Consider the following 26,586-nt stretch of genomic DNA (forward strand, 5'->3'; position numbering starts at 1 on the left):
CGGATGCTGTTTTCGAAATAGGAATAGCCGGCATTGACGTTGAGATTGCCGCCTAGCGCCTCGGTCGAATAAGCGATGACGGCTTCGACGCCCTGTGTTTTCAGGTCCACGGCATTGGTGAAGAAGTTGATGGCATCATAGCTGCCCAGCCCCAGCGCCGTCCGCTGTGCCGGCGACACGCCGCCAAGGTCGAAGCGTTCGGACAAGGTGATGCGGTTGTTCACCAGCGTGCGGAACACATCGACCGACAGGCGAAGCCCGCGCATCGGCGAGGCGGTTATGCCGGCCGACAGGTTGAAGCTGCGTTCGGGGTCGAGCGGCAATGCGCCCAGCGACCGAGCCGGCGTGCTGTCCACCGGCAGGGTCGCCACCCGGCGCAGCGTGCCGCCGGCCCCGAAGTTGAGCGAGGTGGACGAAACGCCCTGCTGCGCCAGCGCCGGCGCGCGGAAGCTGTTCGACACGGAACCGCGCAGCGCCATGCCGGGGGTGAATTCCCAGCGCGCCGCCGCCTTGCCCGCCAGCGCGGCGCCGGCATCGGAATAATATTCCAGCCGGCCGGCGACATCGACGAACAGCGTGTCCACCACTTCGGCCGATGCTTCGGCATAGAGCGCATAGACCTGGCGCTTGAGGGTGCGCGCATCCTCGGGCGTCAGGCCCGGCCCGGCCTGCGCGCCGGGCGCAAGGCCAAGACCGGCGGGGTCGGCAAGCGGCCCGACCTGATAAGAGGCGAGTTCGCCGGGGCTGGAGCGCCAGCGTTCGTGGCGGAATTCGACACCCGTGGCGAACGTCAGCGGGCTGGCAAAGCCAAGCTCGAATTCGCGCGCCGCATCGAAGTTCAGCGTCACCTGGTCAAAACGGCTGCGCGCCATCAGGAAGCTGGTCGGAGAGGCCGCACCCAGTGAGTAATTGACCGAATTGCGAAGGCGCTGGGTGATGGCATTGACGCCGTAGGTGGCGCTGCCATCCAGCCGCCATGCGCCAGCCTCGCCCTTGAGGCCGGCGGTCAGCGAGACATCGCCGTTCTTGATGCGGCTTTCGGGGCGGAAGCCATCAAGCCCGCCGGGCTGCACCGGGCTGACGTAATTGTTGCCCTGGCCATCGACGATCACCGGCCAGCGGAAGAAATTGGCGCCGGTCGCCTGGCGCAGATGGCCGATACCAAAGCTGTAGGCGCGCAGGTCGCCAACCGCGAATTCTGTGTTGTACCACAGATGCCCGCCATCGACCTGTGGGTCGCCGACCTTGAACAGCCGCTGCCCGAAGAAACGGTCGTTGCGCGGGTCGGAATAGCTGCCGTTCGTCAGGAACTGGCCGCCCTGATCGCGCCCGGCGCGGTTGGTGCCCTGCTGGTACAGATAATCGCCGCCGACCGACAGGAACCCGTCCTCGCCGACCTTGAAGCCGAATTTGGCGTCGAGCAACATGGTCTGGCCGTCGGTGATATTGTCGTCGAGCACGCCGGGATTGGTGACGTTGAGGCCATAGGTGGCGCCGAACGACGCGCCCGAATCCGACCGGTCCAGCCCGACATTGACGACGCCGGCAATGGCGTCCGAGCCATATTGGGCGCCGGCGGCATCGCGCAGCACTTCGATGCGGCTGACGGCATTGATGGGCAGCGTGTTGAAATCGACGGGCGTGGTGCCGCGTCCGATCTTGGTATCAAGGTTGGGCGACGACGTGGTGTGGTAGCGCTTGCCATTGACCAGCACGAGCGTCTGGTCGGGCGACATGCCGCGCAACTGCGCCGCGCGCACGGCATCGCCGGCGCCGGAATTGGACTGGCGCGGGAAGTTGAAGCTGGGGGTCAGGTTCTGGATGGCCTGGGCCAGTTCGCCCGTGGTGCCCGACTGGGTCAGCGCATCGGCGGTCAGCACATCGACCGGCACCGGGCTGTCGGTGATGGTGCGGTCCTTGGCGCGGGTGCCGGTGACGATGATGGTGTCATCCTCGTCGGCGGCGGCCCAGGCCGGCATGGCCGACAGCGATGTCAGCGCGGTGGCGGCCAGCAGGGCAAAATGGATCGGTCGCATGGTCATGTCGGTCCCTCGAAGCGGTCAAATCGCGATTTCCCCAGCGGTTTAACGCAAGCGTCACCCAGCGCGAAACAAGAATTGCTTGCACCGCCTGCAACACGTCTGTCATGCGGGGAAAACGTTGCACGAAAGGCACGATCCTGTCGCCATCTGACGAAATGTCGGCCAAATCAGCCCCGCGCCGCGTGCTGGGGCCGTTTGCGGCGGCATCTGTCGTGGTAGGCATGGTTGTCGGCGCCGGAATCTTCCGCAGTGCCAGTCTTGTTGCCGCCAACATCGGCAATGAAACGCTCATTCTCGCGGCCTGGGCCATCGGCGGGCTGTTCGCGCTGGCCGGTGCGCTTTGCTATGCCGAACTGGCCACCGCCTTTCCGCACCCCGGCGGCGACTATCGGTTTTTGCGGCAGGCGTTCGGGCCGACCACGGCCTTCCTGTTTGCCTGGTCGCGCTTTTCCGTGATCTTTACCGCGTCCTCGACCATGCTGGCATTTGTCGCGGCGGATTACATCGCCGAACTGGTGCCGCTGACGCCGTTGGCGCGCGGACTGGTGGCCGGCGGTGCTATCATCGCGCTGACGGCGCTCAACCTGCTCGGGGTGCGCACCAGCACCAAAAGCCAGGTCGTGCTGGTCAGCATCGATGTGCTGGCCTTGCTGGCACTGGGCGCCGCCGCCGCCGCGCTGATGGCCAGCGGCACGCCGGCGCTGGCCACGCCCGCAGTGCCGCGCGGCTTCGATGCTGGCGGTTTCGGCGCGGCCATGGTGTTTGTCATGCTGGCCTTTGGCGGGTTCAACGATGCCGCCACCCTGTCATCAGAGGTCAGGCGCCCGCGCGACATGACATTGGCGATGGTCGGCGGCATGGGGCTGGTTACCGCGCTGTATCTGCTTGCCAATTGGGCGTATCTGTCGGGCCTTGGCGGCGATGGCCTTGCTGCCAGCAACGCGCCGGCAGCGCAATTGATGGCGCGCGCCTTTGGCCCCGTCGGCCAGGTCGTGATGGTCGTGGCGGTCACCATCGCGGCGCTTGCCATCCTGAACGCGCTGGTCATCGTCGGCGGGCGCACCCTGTATGCCGCCGCCGGCGACGAACCGGCGCTGGCCCGGCTGGCGCAGTGGGACAGCGAGGCCGGCGTGCCGCGCGCCGCCATCTGGGCGCAATGTGCGGTATCGCTGTGCCTTGTCGTGTGGGGCGCCAACAGCACCGGCTTTGCCAAGATGGTGGACTATATGGCGCCCGTATATTGGCTGTTCCTGTCGCTGACCGGCCTGTCGGTGATACGCCTGCGCCAGCGCCACCCCGATATCGCGCGGCCATACCGCGTGCCGTTCTATCCGCTGGTGCCGCTGATGTTCAGCGCCGGGTCGATGTATGTGCTGGTGTCGTCGGTGCTCTATGTCGGCTGGACCGGCTGCCTCATCAGCTTCGGCATGCTGGCGCTCGGCCTCGGCGTGCGCTCGCTGCTCGGCGCCCGCCGGCCCGGCTGAACCGGCGGCCTGCCTTGCAGGGCGCCCGCTGCGACATTTTGGCTCCAACCCGCTGTTTTGCGGCGCTTCGTGCATCTGTCGCTGTCACGGCCTCGTAGATCTGGACGATTGTAGCTGCGGCTATGGTGCCGGCCAGCGACATGACGAGGGAGTGTCAGGGAAATGATATCATCGACAGCCATCCGCACGGCGGCCACGGCGCTGGCCCTGCTGGCTTCGGGCACAGCCGCCCAGGCCGAAACCGTATTTGCCGTCACCAGCGGCAACCGTCTTGTCAGCTTTGATGCGGCCACCCCCGGAACGCTGAAATCCAATGCCGCCATCAGCGGGCTTGCCATCGGCGACACGCTGATCGGGATCGACCTGCGCCCGGCAGACCGCAAGCTCTATGCCGTCGGACGTAGCGGCAATCTGTACCGGCTGGCCGGCGGCGGCAACGGCTATGCCGCCACCAATCTCGGCCAGATCGGCGCGGCGCTGTCAGGCAGCAGCTTCGGCGTCGATTTCAACCCGACGGTCGACCGGCTGCGCCTTGTCAGCGATTCCAACCAGAATCTGCGCATCAATCCCAACATCATGCCGCCCGGGACCATCACCGACGCCAGCCTGACCCTGAACGGCGCCGTGCCTTTCGACCTGCTTGCCGCGGCCTATACCAATAGCCGCCCCGGCGCGCTGACGACGACGCTTTATGGTATCGACGCTCGCAGCGGCGGGCTTGTGCGCGCCACCAATGCCAATGCCGGAACCTATGTCACCACCAGCCTTGGCGGCGCTGCCTTCCAGTCACTGGGCCTGCCGCTCGACAATGCGCAGTCGCTGGGCTTCGACATTTCGGGCGGCACCGGCCTTGGCTATTTCAACTTCGGCGACAGTTTTTATCGCATCAGCCTCTCGACGGGTGCCAGCACGCTCGTCGGCGGCATCGGCGCTTCGGGCATTGTCGGCCTGACAGCCGGTTCGGTCCCCGAGCCCGCAAGCTGGGCGCTGCTGATCATGGGCTTCGGCCTTGTCGGCGCCGCCCGTCGCCGCCAGCGCCCGGCACAGGCGCGCCTCAGCGCCTGACATCACGGACAACTCCCGGGTCCGGTGATGTTGTCCGGCCGGCGGCACCTCCCCCGTGCTGCCGGCCGGACTTTATTGGTCACAAAAGCGCGGACGTGATCCAGAAGGTCGCGCCCGCCGCGACATAGGCCGCCGCAAACAGATAGCTGAACATGAAGATCGGCCAGCGCCAGCTCGCGGTTTCGCGGCGCGTGATCGCCAGCGTCGAAATGCACTGCGGCGCAAATACGAACCACGCCAGGAACGCCAGCGCAGTCGGCAGCGGCCAGGTGCCGCGCAGCCGCTCGACAAGGCCCTGCGTGTTGTCCTCATCGGTGCCTTGCAGGGCATAAACGGTGCCGAGCGCTGCCACCGCCACTTCGCGCGCCGCCATGCCGGGCACCAGCGCGATGACAATTTCCTTGTTGAAGCCGATGGGGGCGAACACCGGCTCCAGTGCCGTGCCGATGCGTCCGGCGATGCTGTAGTCTATGGCGGGCCGGTCAGCCCCTGCCGGCGCCGCCGGGTAGCTGGCAAGCACCCACAGCACCATGGTCGAAGCCAGGATGATGGTGCCGGCCCGTTCCAGGAACGCCCAGGCCCGCGACCACAGGCCGATGCCGATATCGCGCAGCGCCGGCCATTGATATTTGGGCATTTCCATCAAAAAGCTCGGGCTTGGCCCGCGCGTTACCGTGCGGCGCAGCACGGCAGCAGCAACCAGGGCGCCGCCGACACCGGACAGATACAGGCAGAACAGCACAAGGCCCTGCAAGCCGATGGGGCCTGCCACGCTGCGGTCGGGAATGAACGCAGCGATAATCACCGCATAGACCGGCAGCCGCGCCGAACAGGTCATCAGCGGCGCGATCAGGATGGTGGTCAGCCGGTCCTTGGGCGAATCGATGGTGCGTGTCGCCATGATGCCGGGAATGGCGCAGGCAAAGCTGGACAGCAGCGGAATGAACGCCCGGCCATTGAGGCCGACCCGCGCCATCAGCCGGTCCATGATGAAGGCCGCGCGGACCATATATCCCGATTGTTCGAGGCACAGGATGAACAGGAACAGGATGAGGATCTGCGGCAGGAACACCACCACGGCACCGACGCCGGCCAGCACGCCATCGGCCAGCAGGGAGCGCAGCCAGCCCGGCTGCAACACACCGCCCAGCCAGCCTTGCGCCGCAGCAACCAGCGCTTCGATCGCCGACATCGGCGCCTCGGCCCAACTGAACACCGCCTGGAACATGAAGAACAGGATGCCGGCGAGCAGCAATGGACCCCAGACGGGATGCAGCGCAAACGCATCGATACGGTCGGACCAGCGCCGGGCCAGACCCTGGCCGCTGACAACACGCTCGGCGATGCTGCGGGCCTCGCGTTGCAGCGCACGGATGTCGCCTTGCCAATCGGCCGGAATGGCCGGCACCGCGCCGCACAAGATCCCCGACACCGCAGTGCCCAACGCCTCAAGCCCACGCTTGCGGACCGCGACCGTCGCCACCACCGGCAGGCCCAGCATCGCGGACAGTGCGGTCTCGTCAATGCGGGTACCGTCTCGCGCCGCCAGATCGACCATGTTGAGCGCAACGACCATCGGCAGGCCCAGCCGTTTCAACTCCAGCACAAAACGCAAATGGTTGCGCAAATTGGTGGCATCGACGACCGCGATGATCGCATCGATTCGGCGCTCGCCCGCAAGGCGTCCCAGCACGGCGTCGCGCGTGACGGCCTCGTCCGGCGAACGCGGCTCAAGGCTGTAGGTGCCGGGCAGGTCGATGACTTCGGCGATGCGGCCATCGGGCAGTGCCAGCCGCCCGGCCTTGCGCTCGACGGTGACGCCGGGATAGTTGCCGACCTTCTGGCGGCTGCCGGTCAGCGCATTGAACAGGCTGGTCTTGCCGGCATTGGGATTGCCGACAAGTGCGACAACCGGCGCGGCGACCGGCACCGGCATGGCATGGGGCAGCGGCGCGTTCATGCGCCCTGATCCTCGATCTGATCCGCAGTTTCGGTTTCGATCTCGATCAGCCGGGCCATTTCCAGCCGCAACGCCACCACCATGTTGCCGACGCGCACGGCCAGCGGATCGCCGCCAAAGGGCGCCCGGTGCAGCAATTCGACATCGACGCCTTCGTCAAAGCCCAGCTCGCAAAGGCGCAGCGCCGTCACTGGGTCAAGGCCCTCGCGGTCGATCGCGGTGATCAGCGCGGCCTGGCCGGGCGCCAGCGATTCAAGACTGATATAGGGCATCTGCTGCGGGGCGCTCGGCTAGGAAGTTGCGAGCGATTATCATGTAGCGCCCGGCAGCGCCAGCAATATGGCGCCAGTGCAGAACGGCTGTTCAGACCGCCGGATACCGCAGCCGGCCCAGAAAGCGCGCCGGATCCGGCAGATTGGCCGTCAACTTGCCGATGCGGGCCTTGGCCTTTTCAAAGCGCATGACGCCGTCGATGCGCCGGTCGATGAACGCCATGGTCGCGGCTGCATCCGCGCTGTCATCGTCGATCCAGAACAGCAATGTGGCGGCATAGATACCCGACAGGATCGCCCGCTTGGTGTAATGATTATAATCGGTGGCGGTGTCGCCGGCGGCGCGCCACATGGCATCGGCACTGCGCCACAGCAGCCTTGCCGACAGACCGGCATGTTGCGGCTGTGCCAGCAGCGCCAGCGCCCGGCGCGTCGCTTCGCGGTCATTTGCAGCCAGCCGGCTGGTCAGCGCCAGCTTGATGCGGTCGCGGATTTTCATGTTGTGGCCGGCGACCATGGCTTGTGTCATCACGGCATCGGTGCGCGCTGTCCAGGCATCGAGCATGGCGGCGGCATCGGACAGCGCCATGGCGGCAATATCACGGTCGATGCCAGCATCCAGCGCCGCGCCATCGCGCGCGGCATCGCTCCAGCCATCAAAGGCGATATGCGGCAGCATGGCTGCAATCAGGCGCGGGCGCAGTTCGGCAAGAGGCAGGTCATCGGTCATGCGCTCTTATAACCGCAACCCGCCGCCGCCTCCAGCGCCGCGATTGCCGCAAGCCTCAGGCAGCAGCGCACGCCACGCGGCTGCGCCGGCGCATCATAGCGCCGACCAGACCGAACCCGGCAATCAGCAGCGCCCAGCTGCCGGGCTCAGGCACGCCGGCACCGTGCGCCGTCAGCCCGGATGCCAGCGCCGCCAGCGTCTCGGCCGAAAGCGTCGGATCGATCACGGTGGTGAAGGTATGGCTGGCGTCGATGAAGCCGCCGCGGTTCGAGAACAGCGCAATGTTGCTGTGAACCACGAACTGCTGCCCGACATTCAGGGTCAGCAGCCCGCCATTGCAGGCCCTGGTGGTGAGGGTGAAGCTGGTCGGCACACCCGCCGACACGCCTTCAGCGGACGCATAGCCGAGCAGGCCGGGCGTCACACCGCAACTGCCCGGATTATAGGCCGCCAGCCCGAAAAACGGCGGTGCGCCGGGATTGATCGGAAAAGCCGCGAGATCCCATATGCCGATGAAGGCGGTGTAGCTGCTGCCGCCGGGCATGAGAGCATTGGCCGGGCTGGCGTTTTTGCCGCGATAATCGATCTGGCCCTGCAGTCGGTATTCGATGCCGGCAGGACCGCTGTAGGTGAAGGTCTGCCAGGCCTCTCCGCTACCGACGACACGTGAGTTGTCCCCCTTTGCCGACGAAAGCGCTTTCAATCGCGGCAATCCGCCCGGCCGCAGTTCGGCAGAACCAAAGCCGCGAGAGACGAGCTTGGTGCCGGCGACCAAGCCGAGCACTTCGGCTGAGACAGTGTTCATTCCCTGTCCGCCGCGCCGCGAGACTTTGACGATGGATCCGCCGGGGCACTCCTGAGACGATGGAACGCCGTTGCAGGTGCGCAGGCTGGTGTTGACCGACACGCCAAAGATCGGAGCCTGCGCCGCCGCTGTAGGTGCCGCGACCCAGACCGCGAACACCGCGCCTGCAAGTGCTGCCTGTGTCCTGTTCATCTGGCTCCCCCGACCAACTGCCCTTCGGGTGATGCTAACATCGCGTACGTGCAGGAGCGTCGGCCAGATGGCCGAGCCATGTGGCCAATCGGATATCGGCCATCTTGCGCAGGCCTTGCAAATACCCGAACATGTTTCGGGCATGCAGGGGGCAATCACCATCACCGCCAAGGACAGTTCAGACGCAGGCATGCGGCTTGCCGTCATGGCCAAGGAAGTGCGCGCCGGATCGCGGCTCAGCATCGTCGGCATGATCATCATGGCAGGCGTGCTGGTCTTCGTGCAGCACATGTTCGGTGACAAGGTCCGCCCGTCCTGGCTGCTGGCACTGTGGATCGGCAGCATGGCCGGCGTGATCTTTTATTGGGTAGCCGCCATGGTGATGTTCCACCGCCGGCAGCCGGATGACCATGACACCGTGCATTACTGGACCCGGCTGGGCGCCCATGCCCAGACCGGGCTGAATATCGGCATCGCCTGCACGCCGTGGCTGCTGATGTCGGCAGCCGACCCGCAACTGCAATCGCTGATGACCCTGCTTTATCTCTGGTATGTCGCCACCGGCATCATGACCGCCAATGCCGGCGTACCCGTGCCGGCCTGGGAGGTGATGATGCTCACCGCATCCAGCGCAGGCTTTGCCCTTTGGCAGGGCGCGCCCTATTCCGGCTGGATTGCCCTGTTCCTGGTCTTGATCGGCCTGACATTGCTGGGGCTGCGCACGTTGGTCCGATCGTCGGTGCTGGCCGCTTTCGAGGCGCAGCTCGCCAGCGCCCGGTCAGAATCGGCCATGCAGGATGCGCTTGCTCTTGTGGCCGCGCAGCGCGACGCCAAGACCCGGATGATCGCCGCCGCCAGCCATGACCTGCAACAACCGGCACAGGCCGCCAGCCTGTATTTCGAATTGGCGCTGTCGCAGCATGGGGCGGCCCGAGACGCGGCAATCGGCGGCGCCCGCGCGGCATTTTCTGCCATTGGCGGCTTGCTCGAATCCATGCTCGATTACTTGCAGCTTGATGCCGGTGCCGTGACAGCCCGGCTGGAACCAATTGCCGTCGGGCCGGTGCTTGCAGCTGCGATGCAGCAGCACCGCCCGGCTGCCGACACCGCTGGGCTGGCACTCAGGGCGTCGCCCACGACGGCAGTTGTCATGGCCGACGCGTCCCTGCTGCACCGGGCGCTCGGCAATCTGATCGCCAATGCCATCCGCCATTCCGGCGCGCGCCGGCTGCAGCTGGCCGCACGGCGGCGCGGTACCATGGTGGAGATCTGGGCCATCGACGACGGCAAGGGCGTTGCGGACGCCGATACCGCCCGCCTGTTCGATGATTTTGCCCAGGGGTCGGGCGCATCGGCCGGCTTCGGGCTGGGCCTGGCATCGGTGCGCCGCCAGCTGGCGCTGATGGGCGGCAAGGCGCAATTCGAACCGCGGTGGCGGCGCGGCGCGGCTTTCATGATAGGCCTGCCGGCAGGCGGCGCGCTCCCCCCTTTTTCCATCGCGGCCGAATAAGACATGAAGCACTGCCTGATCTGCGATGACCATCCGCTTTATGCCGCCGCGCTTGCAGCGACCGTTGCAGCACATTGGCCGGCAGTACGCATAACGGCGGCGCACGACCACGGGCAGGCCGCGATTGCCGCCTCTGCCGGACAGCCCGACCTTTGCCTGCTCGATCTTGGCATGCCGGGGGCGACCCCGCGCGTCGGCGTGGCGGCGATTCGCAAGGCGGCGCCCGCTGCGCGCATCCTGATCGTCACGGGGACGCGCGATGCCGCGCTGATGCAGGATCTGCTGGCCATGGGCGTCGCCGGCTGCCTCGCCAAGACTGCAACGCCCGCCATGGTCATCGCGGCCATCGACATGGCGCTGGCCGGCGGCACTGTGTTGCCAGACTGGCTGGGACTGCCGGAGCCCGGTCCGCCGCGCCCCAGCCTGTCACCGCGCCAGGCCGAAGTGGCGCGCCTGCTGGCTGCTGGCCGACCGAACAAGGACATTGCCCGCACGCTTGGGGTCAGCCCTTCGACGACCAAGACCCATGTGGCGCAGCTGCTTGCCATTCTGGGCGTCACCAACCGGACCGAGGCGGCTGCGCGGTTGCTGGCGCTCGGGCTGGTATAGCTTGGGAGCCGGGCTCCGGGTGCGGGCTTCGCTTGTGTCCCTGCGGGGCCTCTGCTATGCGCCCCGTTCGCTCGGGCAGGTTCGCTTGCCGGAATCAACCAACAATTGACAAGCGTCGGCGCTGTGCCAGCTCCGGCGACGTGAATGGAGAGACGGCTGCATGCAAATCGTGGTTCGCGACAACAATGTCGATCAAGCGCTGCGCGCGCTCAAGAAAAAGCTGCAGCGCGAAGGCGTTTACCGCGAAATGAAGCTGCGCCGTCATTACGAAAAGCCGAGCGAAAAGCGCGCCCGTGAAAAGGCCGCCGCCATTCGCCGTGCCCGCAAGCTCGAGCGCAAGCGCGCCGAACGCGACGGCAGCAAGTAAGACTGTTTTTGCCGGCCGGCAGCCCCGAATCGGGCGCCGGCGGCACCAGACAAGATCAGGGATACGAACATGGCAACCGGCAATGATGCGGCCCGTGCAGGCAGCGGTGCAGGCAAATGGATCGTGGCCGCGCTGGTCATCATCGGCTTCAGCCTCATGTTCGTCTGGCTCGGCACCCGTTCGCAGGTCGCATCGGTCCGCCAGCTCGACATGCAGTATCTGGCAGCCAACGCCCGCAAGCCCGGCGTCGTGTCCACGGCCTCGGGGCTGCAATATCAGGTGATTCGCACCGGCAATGGCGCCCGCCCTGCCTCCAGCGACACTGTGCTGGTGCACTACGAAGGACGCCTTGTTGACGGCACGGTATTCGATTCGTCGTACAGCCGCGGCCAGCCTGCGCAATTTCCGCTCGATCAGGTGATTCCCGGCTGGACCGAAGGCGTGCAGCTGATGCCTGTCGGTTCCAAATATCATTTCGTCGTGCCGCCGTCGCTTGGCTATGGCGCACAGGGCGCGGGCGGGGTCATACCGCCCGGCGCGGTGCTGGAATTCGACATCGAATTGCTGGCCGTCCGCCCGGCCAGCTGAGCGTTGGCACGGGCTGCTCACGGCAGCCGGCAATCGATGGGAACGAAGAAGCCCTATTCTGCGCTCTGGACAGGGCCGCACATGGGGCGCCCATCGGGCATCAGGCGCGGTGTCATGCTGCCCTCACGCCGCCGCTCCCACATCAGATATTGGCACCCGGTAGCAGGGTCGCGCCACACGCGGACCTCCTCCCCGCCGTTCCGGCTGCCCCGAATCTTGCCTTCAAGTGTGGTGGCCTTGATCGGTTCGGATCGAAATGGCGATCCTTTATCGTCGCAGCCCACAAGCATCACCGCAATTGGCAAGCAAAGAATCAGTGTCGTCCGCAGCATTGTCCGTGCCCCTGTCTTGCGTTTCAGTCGCGCAGGCCGATGAACCAGCGGTCGCTGCGCAGCGCCTTGAACCAGCTGACCGGGTTGAGATATTCGGTCGAGCCATCCAGGCTGAAAGTCGTGAATTCGGCGCGGCCGACCACATTTTCCAGCGGCAACAGACCCAGCCCGCCGACTTCGGCGGGAAAGCGGCTGTCTTCGCTGTTGTCGCGGTTGTCGCCCATCAGGAACACCCGGCCTTCGGGCACGATAACCGGCTCAGTATTGTCCTGCGGCAGGTTGGCCAGGTCCAGCGTCACATAGCTGGCACCGCCCGGCAGCGTTTCGCGATAGGTCGGGTAACGGCACACCGCTTCACCGACGGCATTGACGGCCCGGTACTGGGAGTCGACGATGGTCATGCAGTCGCTATTGGGAGATACCTTCACTTCGGTGTCGGCAACGCGCACGCGGGGCACGGCCACGCCGTTGAGCCACAGCTGGCCGTCCTTCATCTGCACCGTGTCACCGGGCAGGCCGATGACGCGCTTGATCCAGTCATCCTTGGCGATGGGTGATTTTATGACCGCGATATCGCCGCGTGCCGGCAGGCTGCCAAACAAACGCCCCGACATTTCGGGCAGCACATTGAGCGACGGCGACAGATAGGAATAGCCATAGGGGTATTTGGTGACGATCAGCCGGTCGCCGATCAGCAGCGTCGGCAGCATGGACGCCGACGGAATGTAAAACGGCTTGGCAACCGCCGAATGCACGCCCAGCACGGCCAATGCCAGCAGGCCCAATTGCCACGCTTCATGCGCCCAATTGGTCGGCTTCTTGGTCGCCTTCATCACAGCCTCGGTCATAGGGGACTCGCAGTTATCAGCACGATGGCCTGCGCCCATGGATGATCATCCGTGATCGTCAGGTGAATGGCAGCCTTATGCCCTGCCGGCGTCAGTTCCGCCAGCCTGTCACGCGCCCCGCCCGTCAGCGCCAGCGTCGGCTGGCCGCTCGGCAGGTTGACGACGCCCATGTCCTTCATGAACACGCCGCGCCGAAACCCCGTGCCCAGCGCCTTGGAACAGGCCTCTTTGGCGGCAAAGCGCTTGGCATAGGTGGCGGTGCGGGTCATCAGCCGGCGGTCGGCCTTGGCCTTTTCGGTTTCGGTGAACACCCGGTCCAGAAAGCGCGCGCCAAAACGGTCGATGCTGTTCTGGATACGGTCGATGTTGCACAGGTCCGAGCCAAGCCCGATGACGACAAGGCCAGCCGGCACGATCACGCCGCCCGGCCCAAGTCCATCAGGCCGCGCATGCGCCGGATGGCGGCATCCAGCCCGGTGAACACCGCCTCGCCGATCAGGAAATGCCCGATGTTCAATTCGGCGAGCGCCGCGATACGGGCCACAGGCAGGACATTGTCATAGGTCAGCCCGTGGCCGGCATGAATTTCCAGCCCCATGGCAGCGCCCAGCGCCACGGCGCGTTCCAGCCGCTCCAGTTCGGCGGCAACGGCGTCGCCAGTCGCATGCGCATAGGGTCCGGTGTGCAGTTCCACCACCGGCGCACCCAGCCGGGCAGCGGCCTCCAACTGGCGTTCTTCGGGCGCAATGAACAAGCTGACGCGCATCCCGGCATCGACCAGCCGGGCAACAATCGGCGCCAGCGTGTTGTGCTGTCCGGCAGCGTCCAATCCGCCTTCGGTGGTGCGTTCGGCCCGGCGTTCCGGCACGATACAGGCGGCATGCGGCCGGTGGCGCAGCGCGATGCCGAGCATTTCGTCGGTCGCGGCCATTTCCAGGTTGATCGGCAGCGCCACGCCGATGCTCAACCGGTCGAGATCGGCATCGGTGATATGGCGCCGGTCCTCGCGCAGATGCACGGTGATGCCGTCCGCGCCGGCCGCCGCAGCCACTTCGGCAGCACGCAGCGGATCGGGATGCAGCCCGCCGCGCGCGTTGCGGATGGTGGCGACATGGTCGATGTTCACGCCAAGCCGGAGATGAGACGTCATATATCAAACTCGCAGGCTGCGTTGCTGAGCAGTTCATACGACAGGCCGCTGCCCATCCAGACTTCACCGAAATCGGTTTCGGCGCGGTTGGTCGCGGCGATCACGACGATATTGCGGTCGGGCAGGATGAAATTGCGGACCTGCACGCCGCCGATCTGGCCGCGCCGCTCGACAATGCGAACGGCATCCTTGCAGCCTCGCAGCGGCACCGAAAACACCCACCCGCCCAGCGCGGCAAAGCCCAGTTTCGGCTGGCCATCCCACATTTGCGCGCGCGCTGCGGCCGGCAGCAGCTTGCCGTCGATCAGCGCCTGATCGAACCGCCACAAGTCGGCCAGCGTGCCGGTAAGGCTGGCGGCACCGGCATAGGCGGCCACGCTGACCGCCGGCTCCGGCTTGCCATCCACAAAGCCTTGGCGCGCCGGGCCGGCAACAGCCAGCGAGCGGGCGCCGACAGGCCCAGCGATACGAGTGGCAACCAGCCGCGCCAGCGGCTGGTGCGTCACCGCCTCCAGCAGCCGCCCGGCGACGATGTAATCGCAATTGTTATAATCGAAACTGGCGCCCGGCGCGTCGCGCACCGGCCCGGCACAGACGCCGGTCAGGGGATCGAGCTGGCCCTTGAAACTCGGCGTGAAGGTCGCCGGGTCCGCATCCGGGTTGGGCAGGCCGGATTCGTGACGCAGCAACTGCCGCACGGCAATCTTGCTGCCGGTCGGCCCCTTGAAACCGGGCAGATAGCGGGTGACCGGCGCATCGAGCGCGATCCGCCCCGCCGCCACTTCCTGCATGGTGATGGCGGCGACGATCTGCTTGGTCACCGAAGCGAACCGCCAGATATCGCCGGGACGGAAATCCGATGGCTGGCGCGCACGCAAGCTGGTTCCGGGCACGGCTGTTCCAAAGCCGTGATCGAGCACGACCTTGCCGCCGGTCGCCACCAGGATTTCGCCCTGAAACCCTTGGCTCTGCGCCAACGCCGCGACGCGCCCGGCCGGTGATGCTTCGGGCACAATCGCAATCATGGCCAGTGCCAGCGCCGCGATCATGCCGCGCGGCTGCCTGGCTTCACCGCAGGGATGGCGGCGAGCGCCGATGGCAGCGCATCTGCGGGGTAGCTGGGCACATCCAGCCGGATCAGCGGTGTGAACGGCACGCCAAGATCAGCCGTGCCGTTCGAACGGTCCACCAGCGAAGCGGCATGGACGACAATACCGCCGGCAGCGGTGATGGCGGCAATCGCCTCGCGGCTGGACAGCCCGGTGGTGACGACATCTTCCATCATCAGCACGCGCGTGCCGGGTTCGAGCCGAAACCCCCGCCGCAGCTCGAAGGTTCCGGTGGGCCGTTCGACGAACATCGATTGCACGCCCAGCGCCCGCGCCAGCTCGTAACCGCAGATCAGCCCGCCCATCGCCGGCGCGATCACGGCGGCAATATCAAGGCCCGCGGGCAGCTTTGTGGCCAGCGCGCCGCACAGCCGGGCGGCGCGCGCCGGATCCATCAGCACCCGGGCACATTGCAGATATCGCGGCGAGCGCAGCCCCGAGGACAGAATGAAGTGCCCTTCGAGCAGGGCATCGGCGCTGCGGAATTCAGCGAGGATATCGTCATCGTTCATATGTCCGGACTAGCAGAGCCAGCGCCGCCCGCAACTGCGTCAGGGCGCCACTTCGGTAAAATCATGTTGGCTCGCGCCAGCCGCGCAGGCGCTCGGGCTGTTCTGCTGGCGTCAGCCGCGCAGGCGCTCGACGCTGACCACCGCCTTTACCTGGCGCAGGGCGGCGATGATGCCGGTCAGGTGGCGGACATCCTCGACCTCGATGTCGATGACGTCGGTGTGGAATTCGCGGTCGCGGTGCTTGAGGCTCAGGTTGACGATATTGGCATTGTTCGCCGCGAGGCTGGCGGCCAGGCTGGCCAGTGCGCCCGGCTGGTTGTGGACGACAATCGCCAGCCGCGCCGCAGCACCGGCAGTTTCCGGGCCCCAGCTGACTTCCAGCCATTCGCCTTTTTCATCGGCAAGGGACGCGCAATCGATGGTGTGCACGACGATAGGACCATCAGGATGCCGCACACCGACGATGCGGTCGCCCGGGATCGGCCGGCATTCGCCCAGCTCAAACGCAACGCCCGGTGTCAGACCGTGGATCGACAGGGCCGTGGCCGCAGCCTTGCCACGCGTTTTCTTCGGTTTCTGCGCCGCGCCAGACCCCGGCACCAGGGCATCGGCGACCTGCGAGTCTGAAATGATGTTGCGGGCCATTGCGGTGTACAGTGCTGCCCGGTCGTGCAGCTTGAGCCGACCCAGCGCCGGGCCGACAATCTCGTCATTCAGCACGATACCAAGATGATCCGCCAATGCATCCAGCAGCTTTTCGCCCATGGCGAGGCTTTCCTCGCGGCTTTTCAGACGGACATGGCGGCGCACCGCCGCGCGCGCCTTGGCGCTGGCGACAAAGCCTTCCCAGGCCGGGTCGGGGGCCTTGGTCTTTGATCGCAGGATCTCGACCTGGTCGCCATTGACCAGCCGGGTGCGCAGCGGCACCACCCGGCCATTGACCTTGGCGCCGACACAGGTGTCGCCCAGATCGGAATGCACGGCATAGGCAAAATCCACCGGCGTCGAACCGCGCGGCAGCTGATAAAGCGCGCCCTTGGGCGTGAACACGAACACCTGGTCCTGAAACATCGCCATGCGGGCGTTTTCGAGCAGTTCTTCGGGGCTGGCGGCATCCTGCAGCACTTCGAGCAGATCATCCAGCCACGGATAGGCCTCGCGCGCACCGGCCCCCTCGCCGCCCTGCTTGTAGGCCCAATGGGCGGCCAGCCCGAACTCGGCCTCCTCGTGCATGCGCGCCGTGCGGATCTGCACTTCGATGCGGCTGTTCTCGGCGTGCATCACCGTTGTGTGCAGTGACCGATAGCCATTGCGCTTGGGCGTCGACAAAAAGTCCTTGAAACGGCCAGGCACCATCGGCCATCGGCCATGGACGATACCCAGCGCGCGATAACATTCCGCATCATCATCCACGACGATGCGAAACGCCATGACGTCGGACAATTGCTCGAAACCCAGCTGACGGCCCTGCATCTTGCGCCAGATCGAAAACGGGCGCTTTTCGCGGCCCTGCACCTCGGCGAGCACGCCCTTGGCCGACAGCAAGGTTTCAAGGGTGCGCGCGATTCGGTGCACGACGTCCTTGTCGCCGGTGCGCAGTTTCTCCAGCCGCAGCGCAATCAGCCGGTGCGCGTCCGGCTCCAGCTCGCGAAATGCCAGCTCCTGCAACTCGTCCATGAAGCCGTACATGCCGATTCGCTCGGCCAGCGGCGCATAGATGTCCATCGTTTCACGGGCGATGCGGCGGCGCTTGTTCTCGGACTTGATGAAATGCAGCGTGCGCATGTTGTGCAGACGGTCCGCCAGCTTGACCAGCAGCACACGGATATCGTTGGACATCGCGAGCAGGAATTTGCGCAGGTTCTCGGCCTGGCGCTCGCTTTCGGTCTGCGCCTCGATCCGCGACAGCTTGGTGACACCGTCGACCAACCGGGCCACCCGAGGCCCGAACAGCCGCTCTATCTCCTCCACGGTGGCCACCGTGTCCTCGATGGTGTCGTGCAGGATGGCCGTGGCGATCGTCTCGTCATCGAGCTTCAGGTCGGTGAGGATACCCGCCACTTCGATGGGATGGCTGAAATAGGGGTCGCCGCTGGCGCGCAGTTGCGAGCCATGTGCCTTTACGGAAAACACATAGGCGCGGTTGAGAAGATCCTCATCCGCATCGGGGTCATAGGCCTTGACCCGTTCGACAAGTTCATACTGGCGCAGCATTCCTGGCAATGTGCGGGGGAATGGCGGGGGGTTCAAGCGGTAAGGGGCCGGGTGCGGCAAGAAAGAAAAAGCCCGGGCAAAGCCCGGGCTAACGTCAGACGAGTTCACCGCGCCAGAGCGCACGGCGCCCCGCTGGCCGACCGTTCACCGGGTCCGCATCCAGCGCTGCGCGCTGGACGCAGTCCGGCTCACTCGTAATCTGGCCCCATGTTCTGGTTGCGCGGCGGCTGGGCAGCCGTGATGCGCAGCGCTTCGGCCGATGCCGACAGCGAGCCGATGACATCGGGTGTGTCATCGTCGTCGGCCTGGACCTTCTGCATCGACAGGACGATCGCTTCCTTGAGACCATCCGGGCGAACGGTTTCCTCGGCGATTTCGCGCAGGGCAACAACGGGATTTTTATCCCGGTCACGGTCGATGGTTATTTCGGCACCGGCAGAAATGGCGCGAGCACGATTGGCGGCAAACAGAACGAGGTCGAAACGGTTGGAAACCTTGTCGACGCAATCCTCAACGGTAACGCGCGCCATGGGACGAAAACTCCGGCTTTTTCGGGAAAGAAGCCTCCTGACGGCTGAACGGGCAAGAGTCAAGAAATTAGGGTCATGGACTCGCTCCGAAGCGTGGTCAAAACTTGACTCAAGCGCCGCAATGCCCTAGCCGCGCCCCCTTCGCATCTGGCCCCGCACCCCGGTGAAGCGGTGGCCGCAGCACGCAACAGGCATGTTGGGCGAGACCGGGACATTCGTTGTCGCAGATATAGCAAAGAGAATTTTCATGACCAAGCGCACCAGTGCCAAGTACAAACTCGATCGCCGCCTCGGAGAGAATATCTGGGGCCGCCCCAAATCGCCCGTCAACAAGCGCGAATATGGTCCCGGCCAGCACGGCCAGCGCCGCAAGAGCAAGGTTTCGGACTTCGGCATCCAGCTGAAGGCCAAGCAGAAGCTCAAGGGCTATTACGGCGATGTGACCGAAAAGCAGTTCCGCAAGGTCTATGCCGAAGCCGTCCGCATGAAGGGCGATACCTCGCAGAACCTGATCGGCCTGCTCGAACAGCGCCTCGACATGGTGATCTACCGCGCCAAATATGCGCCGACGATCTTTGCTGCCCGCCAGATCGTCAACCATGGTCACATTCTGGTCAACGGCCGCCGCTGCAACATCGCCTCGGCTCGCGTATCGCCCGGCGACGTCATCGAACTGGGCAGCCGCGCCAAGGAAATGGCACTCGTGCTCGAAGCGCAGGGCCTGGCCGAGCGTGACGTGCCGGAATATGTGTCCGTCGAAGGTCCCAAGGCCACGTATGTCCGCATCCCCACGCTGGACGAAGTGCCCTATGCCGTGAAGATGGAACCGAACCTCGTCGTCGAATTCTACTCGCGTTAAGCCGAGCGGCGGGTTTCCCGCCAACTGGCAGCCAGAGGGGCGCGGGTTCAGGCTCGCGCCCCTTTTGCGTGTTGTACGCAGCAAGTTGCCGCTTCCGGCTGCTGTCGCAGTCCACGCCATCGCCGCCGCCTTTACCGACACCGACACCTGCGCTTGCGCGACGTTGCACTCGCTGCTACGCATGTTTTCAACGGCGGGTATCCCGCTGCCATTTCCGGCATTTTCGCGCTGCAGCCGATAGATCGGCCCTGCGTTTGGCGAATGCCGCCGGAAAGACTGGGTCAGGCTTGGTCGAGCCTGGGCTGCACATGAAGGGACCGGATGTTGTTGACCTATAGCCAGAACGGGGCCCCGCGCGATTCGCGCCGCCCTTGCTGGCCGGCATCGGACATCAAGGCCCACACCTGCCTCATTTCCATCCCTATTCCCTCGGCCAGAGGCGCGACCGCGTCCGGCCATCTTGATTCGCGCCCCCACGCCCATGCATTTGCCGGCGCAGCGGGCGTCATGGAGCATTTCAATGTCACAACGCATGCTGATCGATGCCCGCCACCCAGAAGAAACCCGGGTTGCAGTGGTGGGTGGCCAACGAATCGAGGAATTTGACTTCGAAGCTGCTGATAAAAAGCAGCTCAAGGGCAACATCTATCTCGCCAAGGTCACCCGCGTCGAACCGTCCTTGCAGGCGGCCTTTGTCGAATATGGCGGCAACCGCCATGGCTTTCTGGCCTTCAGCGAAATCCACCCGGATTATTACCAGATCCCGCGCGAAGACCGCGAAGCATTGCTGCGCGAAGAGGCCGAGCTTGCGGCCGATGACCATCATCATGACGCCGACGAGGAAAACGAGTCCGATGACGTGCTCGAAACCGGCGGCCACCATGACGAGCCGACCGACGCGCTGCGCCGCAAGCGCCAGTCCCTGCGCCGCCGCTACAAGATACAGGAAGTCATCCGCCGCCGCCAGGTGCTGCTGATCCAGGTCGTCAAGGAAGAGCGCGGCTCGAAGGGCGCAGCGCTGACCACCTATCTGAGCCTTGCCGGCCGATATTGCGTGCTGATGCCCAACACCGCGCATGGCGGCGGCATTTCGCGCAAGATCTCCAACCCGGCCGACCGCAAGCGTCTCAAGACCATCATGGCCGATCTGCAACTGCCCCAGGGCATGGGCGCCATCGTGCGCACCGCCGGCCTCAAGCGTTCGTCCGAGGAAATTCGCCGCGATTTCGATTATCTTACCCGGCTGTGGGACGAGATCCGCGAACGCACTTTGACCAGCCAGGCGCCGGCGCTGATCCATCAGGACAGCGACCTCATCAAACGGGCAATCCGCGATATCTACAACCGCGAGATCGAACAGGTGCTGGTCGAGGGCGAAGAAGGCTTTGCAGCGGCCCATCGCTTCATGTCGATGCTGATGCCCGGCCATGCGGCCAAGGTTGTCGAATATGCCGACAATGTGCCGCTGTTCCAGCGTTTCGGTGTCGAATCGCAGCTTGAGGGCATGTACCAGCCGGTCGTGCAGCTGAAATCGGGCGGTTACATCGTCATCAACCCGACCGAAGCCCTTGTCGCGATCGACATCAACTCCGGGCGGTCGACGCGCGAATATGGCATCGAGGAAACCGCCACCAAGACCAACCTCGAAGCCGCCGAGGAAATCGGTCGCCAGTTGCGCCTGCGGGACATGGCCGGACTGGTCGTCATCGATTTCATCGACATGGAAAACTCGTCGAACACCCGCAAGGTGGAAAAGGCGATGAAGGAAGCGCTGAAGAACGACCGCGCCCGCGTCCAGATCGGCCGCATCTCCAGCTTTGGCCTCATGGAAATGAGCCGGCAGCGCCTGCGCACCGGCATCCTCGAAGCCTCGACCCACATCTGCCCGATGTGCGAGGGCACCGGCATGGTGCGGTCGGTCTCGTCTGCTGCGCTTGCCGCCCTGCGCGCGCTCGAGGCCGAGGCCCTGCGTGGCCGCGCCAGCGAGTTCGTGCTGCGCGCCGGTGAGGAAGTCGCCGTTTACATCCTCAACCGCAAGCGCATCGAACTGGCCGAACTCGAAGAGCTTTACGGCGTCACCATCGTCACGCGCCCCGAAGATTCGCTGATCGGTCCGAATTTCGAGATCGACGCCGGTGGCCCGCCGCCGACCCGCAAGGTCGAGATGAAGACCCTGCCCGCCATTGTGCGCGTCGAGGATGCCGACGAATATGTCGAAACCGACGGCGATGACGAGGATGACGGCGGTGATCAGGCCGGCGAAAGCCGTGATCGCGGTGATGCGCGCGGCGGCAAGCGCCGCCGCCGCCGCACCGGTCGTGGCCGCAAGGACGAGGGCGCGCCCGAGGATAATGCCGCCGAAGCAGACACTTCAGCAGACACAGGCGCCGAGCAGGCCGACGCCGGCGATGTCGCTGATGGCGATGACGACCACGATGATGGTGAAACAGCCGGCGAGCACGCCGATGGTGATGCCGGCCAGCGTCGCAAGCGCCGTCGCCGTGGCCGCCGCGGCCGCCGTGGCGTCGAACGCACTGGTGAGGCAGGCACAGAAGCCGGCCACGACGCTGGTGGCGACGCCGACGCGCCGCCTGCAGCATCACCGACCGACGCGGATGCACCCGCAGCCAAGCCGGCGCGTAGCCGCCGTGGCCGCAAGCCGGCAGCCGCCGCAGCGGACGAAGCCGCGCCAACTGCTGCCGTGATCACGCAAGCGCCGCCGGTAGCGCCGGCGCCCGCCGAAGTCGAAGCCGCACCGGCCAAGGCATCGCGCCGCCGCAAGGCCGCGCCCAAGGCCGAAGCGGCCGCCCCGGTTGCAGAAGCCGAAACGCCGGCAGCAGCACCGGAAATAGCTGCACCGGCACCTGTTGCCGAAGCGGCACCCAAGCCGCGCCGCAGCCGCAAGAAGGCCGAAGCGGCGCCCGCCGACGCCGAGCCGGGCGAAATCGCCGAAGCGACAACGGAGCTGGCCGCAGACGCAGCTCAAGCGGCGCCGTCGGGCACGGCCAAAAAGGGCTGGTGGCAGCGCACGTTCGGCTGACACCCGGCGCCAAAGCATGAAGGGGCGCTGTTCCGGACCGGGACAGCGCCCCTTTTTCTGTTCCGGGCGGCGGTCGATTCCGGTCAGCATTCGGTGCGCAACGGACATGGCTGCTTGCCACCTGCGGCTTTGCCCAGCCGCATCGGCGTAAATTCTCTAGGCCGCGCCAAAGAAAGCGTTCGCTGCAAGCCGGCGCGCTGCGGCCTATGTCCACGACATGGAAACCGTCCCTCATTCTCTTGGCTGCGTAGTGCTCGTCGGTGCCGGCCCCGGCGCTGCCGATCTGTTGACGCTGCGCGCCGCACGCGCCATCGCGGCGGCTGATGTCATCGTGCATGATGGTCTTGTTGGCGCCGATGTCATGGCGATGGTGCCCGCCGGCGCCCGGCTGGTCGATGTGTCCAAGCGCCGGGCGCGCCACACCCTGCCGCAAGAGGATATCGGGCGGCTGCTGGTGCGCGAAGCGCTGGCCGGCCATATCGTCGTCCGGCTGAAAGGCGGCGATCCGTTCATTTTCGGGCGCGGCGGCGAGGAAGTCGAGGCCTGCCAAGCCGCCGGCGTCCCGGTCGAAGTCATCCCAGGCGTGTCGTCGGCACTGGGTGCGGCGGCAGCGGCACACATGCCGCTGACCCACCGCGACCATGCCTCGATGGTCAGTTTTGTGGCCGGCGAATGCCGCAGCCTGTCACAGCAGGATTGGGCCGGGCTGGCTGGCAAGGGCCGCACCCTGGTCATCTATATGGGCGTGTCGGGCGCTGCGCAGATCGCCGAGAAACTGATGGCCGATGGCCTGGCCCCCGATACGCCGGTCGCCGTCATCGAACGCGCCACATTGCCGACAATGCGCGTGTTGCGGTCGCTGCTTGCCGACCTGCCGGGGCTGGTGTCTCGTGAGGCCGTGGTCTCGCCCGCCCTCATCATCGTTGGCGACGTCGCCGCACTCGGCCTCACGCCGCACATCCAACAAAAGGCCCTGCCATGCCCCGCATATTGACTGGAAACCGCCTCGAAACCGGCGATGTGCTGTGGTGGAACGGCAGCGACTGGAGCCTGCACCTGCGTGATGCTGTCGCCTTTGGCGAAAAAGGTAGTGCCAACGGCGACGAAGGTGACGCCCTTGTCGCGCGCCTTGTGGCTGCCGAGCGCATCAATGATGTCACGCTGATCGATGCCGACCCCGCCCCTGACGGCTGGCGCCCACGCAGCACCCGCGAGCGGGTCCGCGCCATCGGCCCCAGCGTGCGCCCTGATTTTGCCCTGCCCAGCCTGCCCGTGGATAGTATCTGATGTATCGCTATGACGAATTCGACCAGGCCATTGTCGACGCCCGCGTCGCGGAATTCCGCGAGCAGGTCGGTCGCCGGCTACGCAACGAAATCACCGAGGATGAATTCAAGCCGCTGCGGCTGATGAACGGGCTGTATCTGCAATTGCACGCCTATATGCTGCGCGTCGCCATTCCTTATGGCACGCTGTCTGGCGCGCAGATGCGGATGCTGGCGCACATCGCGCGCAAATATGACCGCGACTACGGCCATTTCACCACGCGCCAGAACATCCAGTACAACTGGATAAAGCTCGAACAGACCCCCGACCTGCTCGCCGACCTGGCCAGCGTCGAAATGCACGCCTTCCAGACCAGCGGCAACTGCATCCGCAACATCAGTTCCGACCAGTTTGCCGGCGCCGCCGCCGATGAAGTCGCCGATCCGCGCCCCTATGCGGAGCTGCTGCGCCAATGGTCGACGCTGCACCCGGAATTTTCCTTCCTGCCCCGCAAGTTCAAGATTGCAGTCACTGCCAGCGACACCGACCGCGCGGCGCTGCAACTGCACGACATCGGCTTGCAATTGCGGCGCAACAATACCGGCGAGATGGGCTTTCGCGTCCATGTCGGCGGCGGCATGGGGCGCACACCCATGTTGGCGCATGTCATCCGCGACTGGCTGCCGATGGCGGATTACCTGTCGTACATGGAGGCGATCCTGCGGGTGTATAACCGCCATGGCCGGCGCGACAACATCTACAAGGCGCGCATCAAGATCCTGGTGCACGAGCTTGGCGCCGCCGAATTCACAGCCCAGGTCGAAGCCGAATGGGCGGCGATGAAGCCGCTGGGCCTGGATGCGCCCCAAGCTGAGCTTGACCGTATCATCGCCCAGTTCGGCGGCCCGGATTATGACACGGCGGCGCCGGACAGCATCGATGTGTCCGACCCGGATTTTGCCTTGTGGGTGGACCAGAACGTCCACGCCCACAAACAGCCGGGCTATGCCATCGCCACCATCAGCCTGAAGCCCAAGCGCGGCATTCCCGGCGACGCCTCATCGGCGCAGATGGACCTGATCGCCGATCTGGCACAGCGCTATGCCAATGACGAAATCCGCGTCACGCACAGCCAGAACCTGGTGCTTGCCGATGTCCGCAAGGCCGATCTGTATGCACTGTGGCAGGCACTGGACGGCGCCGGGCTGGCGACAGCCAACCTTGATCTGGTCACCGATATCATTGCCTGCCCCGGCCTTGATTACTGCACGCTCGCCAATGCGCGCTCGATCCCGATCGCTCAGAAGATCGCTGCGATGTTCGAAAACGATATCAAGGAGCAGCGCGATATCGGCGAGTTGAAGATCAAGGTGTCAGGCTGCATCAACGGCTGCGGCCATCACCATGCCGGGCATATCGGTATCCTCGGCGTCGATAAAAAGGGCGAGGAAGCCTATCAATTGCTGCTTGGCGGATCAGGCGCCGAAGATGCCTCGCTGGCGAAGATCCTTGGTCCGGGGCTGGACGAAACCGGCATCGTGGACGCCGTCGCCAAGGTCATCGACCGCTATCGCGCCGTGCGCGCCGGGCCGTCCGAACGTTTTCTCGATACCTATCGCCGGCTCGGCGCCGCACCCTTCAAGGAGGCCGTATATGGCTGATGCAAATTTGCGCCTGCGCACCGATGACGTCGTGGCCGATGCACCGGTGCCGCTGGCCGAATTCCTAGCCGGCGCCAATACCGCTGCTGTCCGGCTGGAGCCTGGCGACGATGCGCGCGTGCTGGTCCCGCATCTTGCCCGGCTGGCGCTGGTCGAGATCGGCTTTCCCAAGTTTCGCGATGGGCGCGGCTATTCGGCGGCGCGTATCCTGCGCGAGGCAGGTTATGCCGGCGAAATTCGCGCGCAGGGCGATGTGCTGGTCGATCAGATCGGCTTCATGGTCCGCGTTGGCTTCGACAGCTTTGCGCCCGTCAAACCACTTGATCCGGCGGTCACGAAACTGACGCGCGAACGCTATTCCAATGTCTATATGAAGGCCGCTGATGGCCGGCCACCGATCTGGGCGCTGCGCCATGGCTGAGGCGGCGCGCCAGATCGATGTCATCGACACGGCGCCTGCATTCACCGCCGATCATGTGGCGCACCTGACTGCGCATTATGCCGGCATGGATACCGCTGCCATGCTCGCGCAATTGCTTGGCGGTACTCTGAAAGGCCAGGTTGCGGTCGTCTCGTCCTTCGGTGCCGAATCGGCGGCGCTGCTCGATCTGGTGGCGGCGGTGGACCGCGATGTGCCGGTGATCTTCGTCAACACCCAGAAGATGTTCGGCGAAACGCTTGCGTATCGCGACATGCTGGCCGAGCGGCTCGGCCTGAATGACCTGCGCGTGTTCCGCCCTGACCCGCGCCTGATAGCGGCGCGCGACCAGACGTCCTTGCGCTGGAGCTACGACCCCGATGGCTGCTGCGCATTGCGCAAGGTCGAGCCGCTGGGCCGGGCGTTGGCGCCATTTTCAGCCTGGATTTCAGGCCGCAAGGGCTTTCAGGCTGGCCGCACCACCCTGCCGCGTTTCGAAATCGATGCCGGACGCCTGAAGATCAACCCGCTCGCCGACTGGGACCCTGCACGAATCGAAGCGTACATGACGGCCCGCGATCTGCCGCGCCATCCGCTGCTGGCGCAGGGCTATCCGTCCATCGGCTGCATGCCCTGCACCAGCCAGGTCCAGCCCGGCGAAGACCCACGCTCAGGCCGCTGGCGCGGCTGGGACAAGACCGAATGCGGGATTCACGACCCGGTGTTCTGAATCAGCCGACCAAAACCGTGAAGCAGCCCAGCACGATTGCCCCGCCATGAGCAGTCATGTCGCCGATGCGCGCCGCCGGCATGCCGCCGACGATGACCGTGAACGATCCCAGAGCGATCGTGTCCGGCGGGCCGACGCACACCGCCATGTCGCCGACGCGCGCCTGGGGCAGCATGCCGGTCAGCACCGTGAAACAGCCCAGCGCAATCGGCCCGCCGACATGCGGAATGATGCCGGTGACCATCGGGCAGACGTGCATGTCGGTGATGCGGGCGGCAGGCGGTCCGGGCATG

At 65.5% G+C, this 26,586-nt stretch carries 27 protein-coding genes; 13 read left to right on the forward strand and 14 right to left on the reverse strand.

Translation table 11 applies throughout. The features are described 5' to 3' along the window. The coding region (locus RMQ73_RS08975; protein WP_310497818.1) for a TonB-dependent receptor domain-containing protein at positions 1 to 2,042 on the reverse strand (2,042 nt) is incomplete at its 3' end. 155 nt (positions 2,043 to 2,197) lie between these two features. On the opposite strand from RMQ73_RS08975, the gene RMQ73_RS08980 reads away from it, so the two are divergent. Both RMQ73_RS08980 and RMQ73_RS08985 read left to right on the forward strand, forming a co-directional pair. After that, positions 2,198 to 3,526, forward strand: a complete 1,329-nt coding sequence (locus RMQ73_RS08980; protein WP_310497819.1) for an amino acid permease — start codon at positions 2,198 to 2,200, stop codon at positions 3,524 to 3,526. 162 nt (positions 3,527 to 3,688) lie between these two features. Then, positions 3,689 to 4,591, forward strand: a complete 903-nt coding sequence (locus RMQ73_RS08985; protein ID WP_310497820.1) for a DUF4394 domain-containing protein — start codon at positions 3,689 to 3,691, stop codon at positions 4,589 to 4,591. A gap of 79 nt (positions 4,592 to 4,670) precedes the next feature. Here RMQ73_RS08985 and RMQ73_RS08990 read toward each other — a convergent pair whose 3' ends face one another. The 4 genes from RMQ73_RS08990 to RMQ73_RS09005 all read right to left on the reverse strand — a co-directional run bounded on the left by RMQ73_RS08990 (position 4,671) and on the right by RMQ73_RS09005 (position 8,550). Then, positions 4,671 to 6,551 carry a ferrous iron transporter B gene (locus RMQ73_RS08990; RefSeq protein WP_310497822.1) on the reverse strand — a complete coding sequence of 627 codons (1,881 nt, stop codon included), beginning with the start codon at positions 6,549 to 6,551 and terminating at the stop codon, positions 4,671 to 4,673. Then, positions 6,548 to 6,823: a FeoA family protein gene (locus RMQ73_RS08995; RefSeq protein ID WP_310497824.1), complete on the reverse strand. Its 276-nt coding sequence runs from the start codon at positions 6,821 to 6,823 to the stop codon at positions 6,548 to 6,550. Before RMQ73_RS08995 ends, RMQ73_RS08990 begins: the two co-directional genes overlap by 4 nt. A gap of 91 nt (positions 6,824 to 6,914) precedes the next feature. Further along, complete coding sequence (locus RMQ73_RS09000) at positions 6,915 to 7,553, reverse strand: COQ9 family protein (protein WP_310497825.1); 639 nt, start codon at positions 7,551 to 7,553, stop codon at positions 6,915 to 6,917. 55 nt (positions 7,554 to 7,608) lie between these two features. Beyond that, the gene (locus tag RMQ73_RS09005; protein ID WP_310497826.1) at positions 7,609 to 8,550 is read right to left on the reverse strand and encodes a PEPxxWA-CTERM sorting domain-containing protein; all 942 of its coding nucleotides are present in this window, start codon (positions 8,548 to 8,550) and stop codon (positions 7,609 to 7,611) included. A 67-nt stretch (positions 8,551 to 8,617) separates the two neighbouring features. Here RMQ73_RS09005 and RMQ73_RS09010 point away from each other — a divergent pair, with 67 nt between their 5' ends. The 4 genes from RMQ73_RS09010 to RMQ73_RS09025 all read left to right on the forward strand — a co-directional run bounded on the left by RMQ73_RS09010 (position 8,618) and on the right by RMQ73_RS09025 (position 11,624). Further along, positions 8,618 to 10,060: a HAMP domain-containing sensor histidine kinase gene (locus RMQ73_RS09010; protein ID WP_310497828.1), complete on the forward strand. Its 1,443-nt coding sequence runs from the start codon at positions 8,618 to 8,620 to the stop codon at positions 10,058 to 10,060. A 3-nt stretch (positions 10,061 to 10,063) separates the two neighbouring features. Next, positions 10,064 to 10,669, forward strand: a complete 606-nt coding sequence (locus RMQ73_RS09015; protein WP_310497829.1) for a response regulator transcription factor — start codon at positions 10,064 to 10,066, stop codon at positions 10,667 to 10,669. 160 nt (positions 10,670 to 10,829) lie between these two features. Beyond that, positions 10,830 to 11,036 carry a 30S ribosomal protein S21 gene (gene rpsU / locus RMQ73_RS09020; RefSeq protein WP_310497830.1) on the forward strand — a complete coding sequence of 69 codons (207 nt, stop codon included), beginning with the start codon at positions 10,830 to 10,832 and terminating at the stop codon, positions 11,034 to 11,036. A gap of 69 nt (positions 11,037 to 11,105) precedes the next feature. Further along, positions 11,106 to 11,624 carry an FKBP-type peptidyl-prolyl cis-trans isomerase gene (locus RMQ73_RS09025; protein ID WP_310497832.1) on the forward strand — a complete coding sequence of 173 codons (519 nt, stop codon included), beginning with the start codon at positions 11,106 to 11,108 and terminating at the stop codon, positions 11,622 to 11,624. A 53-nt stretch (positions 11,625 to 11,677) separates the two neighbouring features. Here the strand turns inward: RMQ73_RS09025 and RMQ73_RS14280 are convergent, their stop codons facing one another. The 8 genes from RMQ73_RS14280 to rpoZ all read right to left on the reverse strand — a co-directional run bounded on the left by RMQ73_RS14280 (position 11,678) and on the right by rpoZ (position 18,319). Continuing rightward, on the reverse strand, positions 11,678 to 11,956 hold the full coding sequence (locus RMQ73_RS14280; protein WP_409049857.1) for a DUF6440 family protein: 279 nt from the start codon (positions 11,954 to 11,956) through the stop codon (positions 11,678 to 11,680). Between the two features lie 23 nt (positions 11,957 to 11,979). Next, positions 11,980 to 12,804, reverse strand: a complete 825-nt coding sequence (gene lepB, locus RMQ73_RS09030; RefSeq protein ID WP_310497833.1) for a signal peptidase I — start codon at positions 12,802 to 12,804, stop codon at positions 11,980 to 11,982. After that, on the reverse strand, positions 12,801 to 13,223 hold the full coding sequence (acpS, locus tag RMQ73_RS09035; protein ID WP_310497834.1) for a holo-ACP synthase: 423 nt from the start codon (positions 13,221 to 13,223) through the stop codon (positions 12,801 to 12,803). The genes lepB and acpS overlap by 4 nt, the downstream gene beginning before the upstream one ends. Further along, positions 13,220 to 13,954: a pyridoxine 5'-phosphate synthase gene (locus tag RMQ73_RS09040; RefSeq protein ID WP_310497835.1), complete on the reverse strand. Its 735-nt coding sequence runs from the start codon at positions 13,952 to 13,954 to the stop codon at positions 13,220 to 13,222. The genes acpS and RMQ73_RS09040 overlap by 4 nt, the downstream gene beginning before the upstream one ends. Then, positions 13,951 to 15,003: a serine hydrolase domain-containing protein gene (locus RMQ73_RS09045; protein ID WP_310497836.1), complete on the reverse strand. Its 1,053-nt coding sequence runs from the start codon at positions 15,001 to 15,003 to the stop codon at positions 13,951 to 13,953. Before RMQ73_RS09045 ends, RMQ73_RS09040 begins: the two co-directional genes overlap by 4 nt. Beyond that, positions 15,000 to 15,575 carry an orotate phosphoribosyltransferase gene (gene pyrE / locus RMQ73_RS09050; protein ID WP_310497838.1) on the reverse strand — a complete coding sequence of 192 codons (576 nt, stop codon included), beginning with the start codon at positions 15,573 to 15,575 and terminating at the stop codon, positions 15,000 to 15,002. The genes RMQ73_RS09045 and pyrE overlap by 4 nt, the downstream gene beginning before the upstream one ends. Positions 15,576 to 15,686: 111 nt before the next feature. Further along, positions 15,687 to 17,789, reverse strand: coding sequence for a bifunctional (p)ppGpp synthetase/guanosine-3',5'-bis(diphosphate) 3'-pyrophosphohydrolase (locus RMQ73_RS09055; RefSeq protein WP_310497839.1), 2,103 nt, complete (start codon positions 17,787 to 17,789; stop codon positions 15,687 to 15,689). Positions 17,790 to 17,977: 188 nt separating this feature from the next. Further along, a complete protein-coding gene (gene rpoZ / locus RMQ73_RS09060; protein ID WP_310497840.1) occupies positions 17,978 to 18,319 on the reverse strand; it encodes a DNA-directed RNA polymerase subunit omega in 342 nt (113 codons plus the stop codon). A 247-nt stretch (positions 18,320 to 18,566) separates the two neighbouring features. On the opposite strand from rpoZ, the gene rpsD reads away from it, so the two are divergent. From rpsD to RMQ73_RS09095, 7 genes are all read left to right on the forward strand, one after another. Continuing rightward, complete coding sequence (gene rpsD, locus RMQ73_RS09065) at positions 18,567 to 19,178, forward strand: 30S ribosomal protein S4 (RefSeq protein ID WP_310497841.1); 612 nt, start codon at positions 18,567 to 18,569, stop codon at positions 19,176 to 19,178. Positions 19,179 to 19,698: 520 nt separating this feature from the next. Then, the gene (locus RMQ73_RS09070; RefSeq protein ID WP_310497843.1) at positions 19,699 to 22,218 is read left to right on the forward strand and encodes a ribonuclease E/G; all 2,520 of its coding nucleotides are present in this window, start codon (positions 19,699 to 19,701) and stop codon (positions 22,216 to 22,218) included. A 217-nt stretch (positions 22,219 to 22,435) separates the two neighbouring features. Next, the gene (gene cobA / locus RMQ73_RS09075) at positions 22,436 to 23,212 is read left to right on the forward strand and encodes a uroporphyrinogen-III C-methyltransferase (RefSeq protein ID WP_310497845.1); all 777 of its coding nucleotides are present in this window, start codon (positions 22,436 to 22,438) and stop codon (positions 23,210 to 23,212) included. After that, complete coding sequence (locus RMQ73_RS09080) at positions 23,209 to 23,505, forward strand: DUF2849 domain-containing protein (protein ID WP_310497846.1); 297 nt, start codon at positions 23,209 to 23,211, stop codon at positions 23,503 to 23,505. The genes cobA and RMQ73_RS09080 overlap by 4 nt, the downstream gene beginning before the upstream one ends. Beyond that, positions 23,505 to 25,145 carry a nitrite/sulfite reductase gene (locus RMQ73_RS09085; protein ID WP_310497847.1) on the forward strand — a complete coding sequence of 547 codons (1,641 nt, stop codon included), beginning with the start codon at positions 23,505 to 23,507 and terminating at the stop codon, positions 25,143 to 25,145. Before RMQ73_RS09080 ends, RMQ73_RS09085 begins: the two co-directional genes overlap by 1 nt. Then, positions 25,138 to 25,566, forward strand: coding sequence for a DUF934 domain-containing protein (locus tag RMQ73_RS09090; protein WP_310497848.1), 429 nt, complete (start codon positions 25,138 to 25,140; stop codon positions 25,564 to 25,566). The genes RMQ73_RS09085 and RMQ73_RS09090 overlap by 8 nt, the downstream gene beginning before the upstream one ends. Continuing rightward, positions 25,559 to 26,293: a phosphoadenylyl-sulfate reductase gene (locus RMQ73_RS09095; RefSeq protein WP_310497849.1), complete on the forward strand. Its 735-nt coding sequence runs from the start codon at positions 25,559 to 25,561 to the stop codon at positions 26,291 to 26,293. Before RMQ73_RS09090 ends, RMQ73_RS09095 begins: the two co-directional genes overlap by 8 nt. A gap of 1 nt (position 26,294) precedes the next feature. On the opposite strand, the gene RMQ73_RS09100 is transcribed toward RMQ73_RS09095, so the two are convergent. After that, positions 26,295 to 26,585 (reverse strand): PAAR domain-containing protein, encoded by a 291-nt coding sequence (locus RMQ73_RS09100; RefSeq protein ID WP_310497850.1) that lies wholly within the window; start codon positions 26,583 to 26,585, stop codon positions 26,295 to 26,297. Position 26,586: the final 1 nt, after the last annotated feature.

Source organism: Sandarakinorhabdus sp. (genome assembly GCF_031430775.1).
In the GTDB taxonomy this organism is placed as follows: domain Bacteria; phylum Pseudomonadota; class Alphaproteobacteria; order Sphingomonadales; family Sphingomonadaceae; genus Sandarakinorhabdus.

Coding starts and splice junctions, on each gene's coding strand:
- RMQ73_RS09040 (WP_310497835.1), bottom strand. CDS start 13,954: ATGACGTCTCATCTCCGGCTTGGCGTGAACATCGACCATGTCGCCACC.
- RMQ73_RS09005 (WP_310497826.1), bottom strand. CDS start 8,550: ATGAACAGGACACAGGCAGCACTTGCAGGCGCGGTGTTCGCGGTCTGG.
- lepB (WP_310497833.1), bottom strand. CDS start 12,804: ATGACCGAGGCTGTGATGAAGGCGACCAAGAAGCCGACCAATTGGGCG.
- pyrE (WP_310497838.1), bottom strand. CDS start 15,575: ATGAACGATGACGATATCCTCGCTGAATTCCGCAGCGCCGATGCCCTG.
- rpsD (WP_310497841.1), top strand. CDS start 18,567: ATGACCAAGCGCACCAGTGCCAAGTACAAACTCGATCGCCGCCTCGGA.
- cobA (WP_310497845.1), top strand. CDS start 22,436: ATGGAAACCGTCCCTCATTCTCTTGGCTGCGTAGTGCTCGTCGGTGCC.
- RMQ73_RS09010 (WP_310497828.1), top strand. CDS start 8,618: ATGGCCGAGCCATGTGGCCAATCGGATATCGGCCATCTTGCGCAGGCC.
- RMQ73_RS09090 (WP_310497848.1), top strand. CDS start 25,138: ATGGCTGATGCAAATTTGCGCCTGCGCACCGATGACGTCGTGGCCGAT.
- RMQ73_RS09095 (WP_310497849.1), top strand. CDS start 25,559: ATGGCTGAGGCGGCGCGCCAGATCGATGTCATCGACACGGCGCCTGCA.
- RMQ73_RS14280 (WP_409049857.1), bottom strand. CDS start 11,956: ATGCTGCGGACGACACTGATTCTTTGCTTGCCAATTGCGGTGATGCTT.
- RMQ73_RS08995 (WP_310497824.1), bottom strand. CDS start 6,823: ATGCCCTATATCAGTCTTGAATCGCTGGCGCCCGGCCAGGCCGCGCTG.
- RMQ73_RS09055 (WP_310497839.1), bottom strand. CDS start 17,789: ATGCTGCGCCAGTATGAACTTGTCGAACGGGTCAAGGCCTATGACCCC.
- RMQ73_RS09000 (WP_310497825.1), bottom strand. CDS start 7,553: ATGACCGATGACCTGCCTCTTGCCGAACTGCGCCCGCGCCTGATTGCA.
- RMQ73_RS08985 (WP_310497820.1), top strand. CDS start 3,689: ATGATATCATCGACAGCCATCCGCACGGCGGCCACGGCGCTGGCCCTG.
- RMQ73_RS09070 (WP_310497843.1), top strand. CDS start 19,699: ATGTCACAACGCATGCTGATCGATGCCCGCCACCCAGAAGAAACCCGG.
- RMQ73_RS09100 (WP_310497850.1), bottom strand. CDS start 26,585: ATGCCCGGACCGCCTGCCGCCCGCATCACCGACATGCACGTCTGCCCG.
- RMQ73_RS09025 (WP_310497832.1), top strand. CDS start 11,106: ATGGCAACCGGCAATGATGCGGCCCGTGCAGGCAGCGGTGCAGGCAAA.
- rpoZ (WP_310497840.1), bottom strand. CDS start 18,319: ATGGCGCGCGTTACCGTTGAGGATTGCGTCGACAAGGTTTCCAACCGT.
- RMQ73_RS09085 (WP_310497847.1), top strand. CDS start 23,505: ATGTATCGCTATGACGAATTCGACCAGGCCATTGTCGACGCCCGCGTC.
- RMQ73_RS08980 (WP_310497819.1), top strand. CDS start 2,198: ATGTCGGCCAAATCAGCCCCGCGCCGCGTGCTGGGGCCGTTTGCGGCG.
- RMQ73_RS09045 (WP_310497836.1), bottom strand. CDS start 15,003: ATGATCGCGGCGCTGGCACTGGCCATGATTGCGATTGTGCCCGAAGCA.
- RMQ73_RS09015 (WP_310497829.1), top strand. CDS start 10,064: ATGAAGCACTGCCTGATCTGCGATGACCATCCGCTTTATGCCGCCGCG.
- RMQ73_RS08990 (WP_310497822.1), bottom strand. CDS start 6,551: ATGAACGCGCCGCTGCCCCATGCCATGCCGGTGCCGGTCGCCGCGCCG.
- rpsU (WP_310497830.1), top strand. CDS start 10,830: ATGCAAATCGTGGTTCGCGACAACAATGTCGATCAAGCGCTGCGCGCG.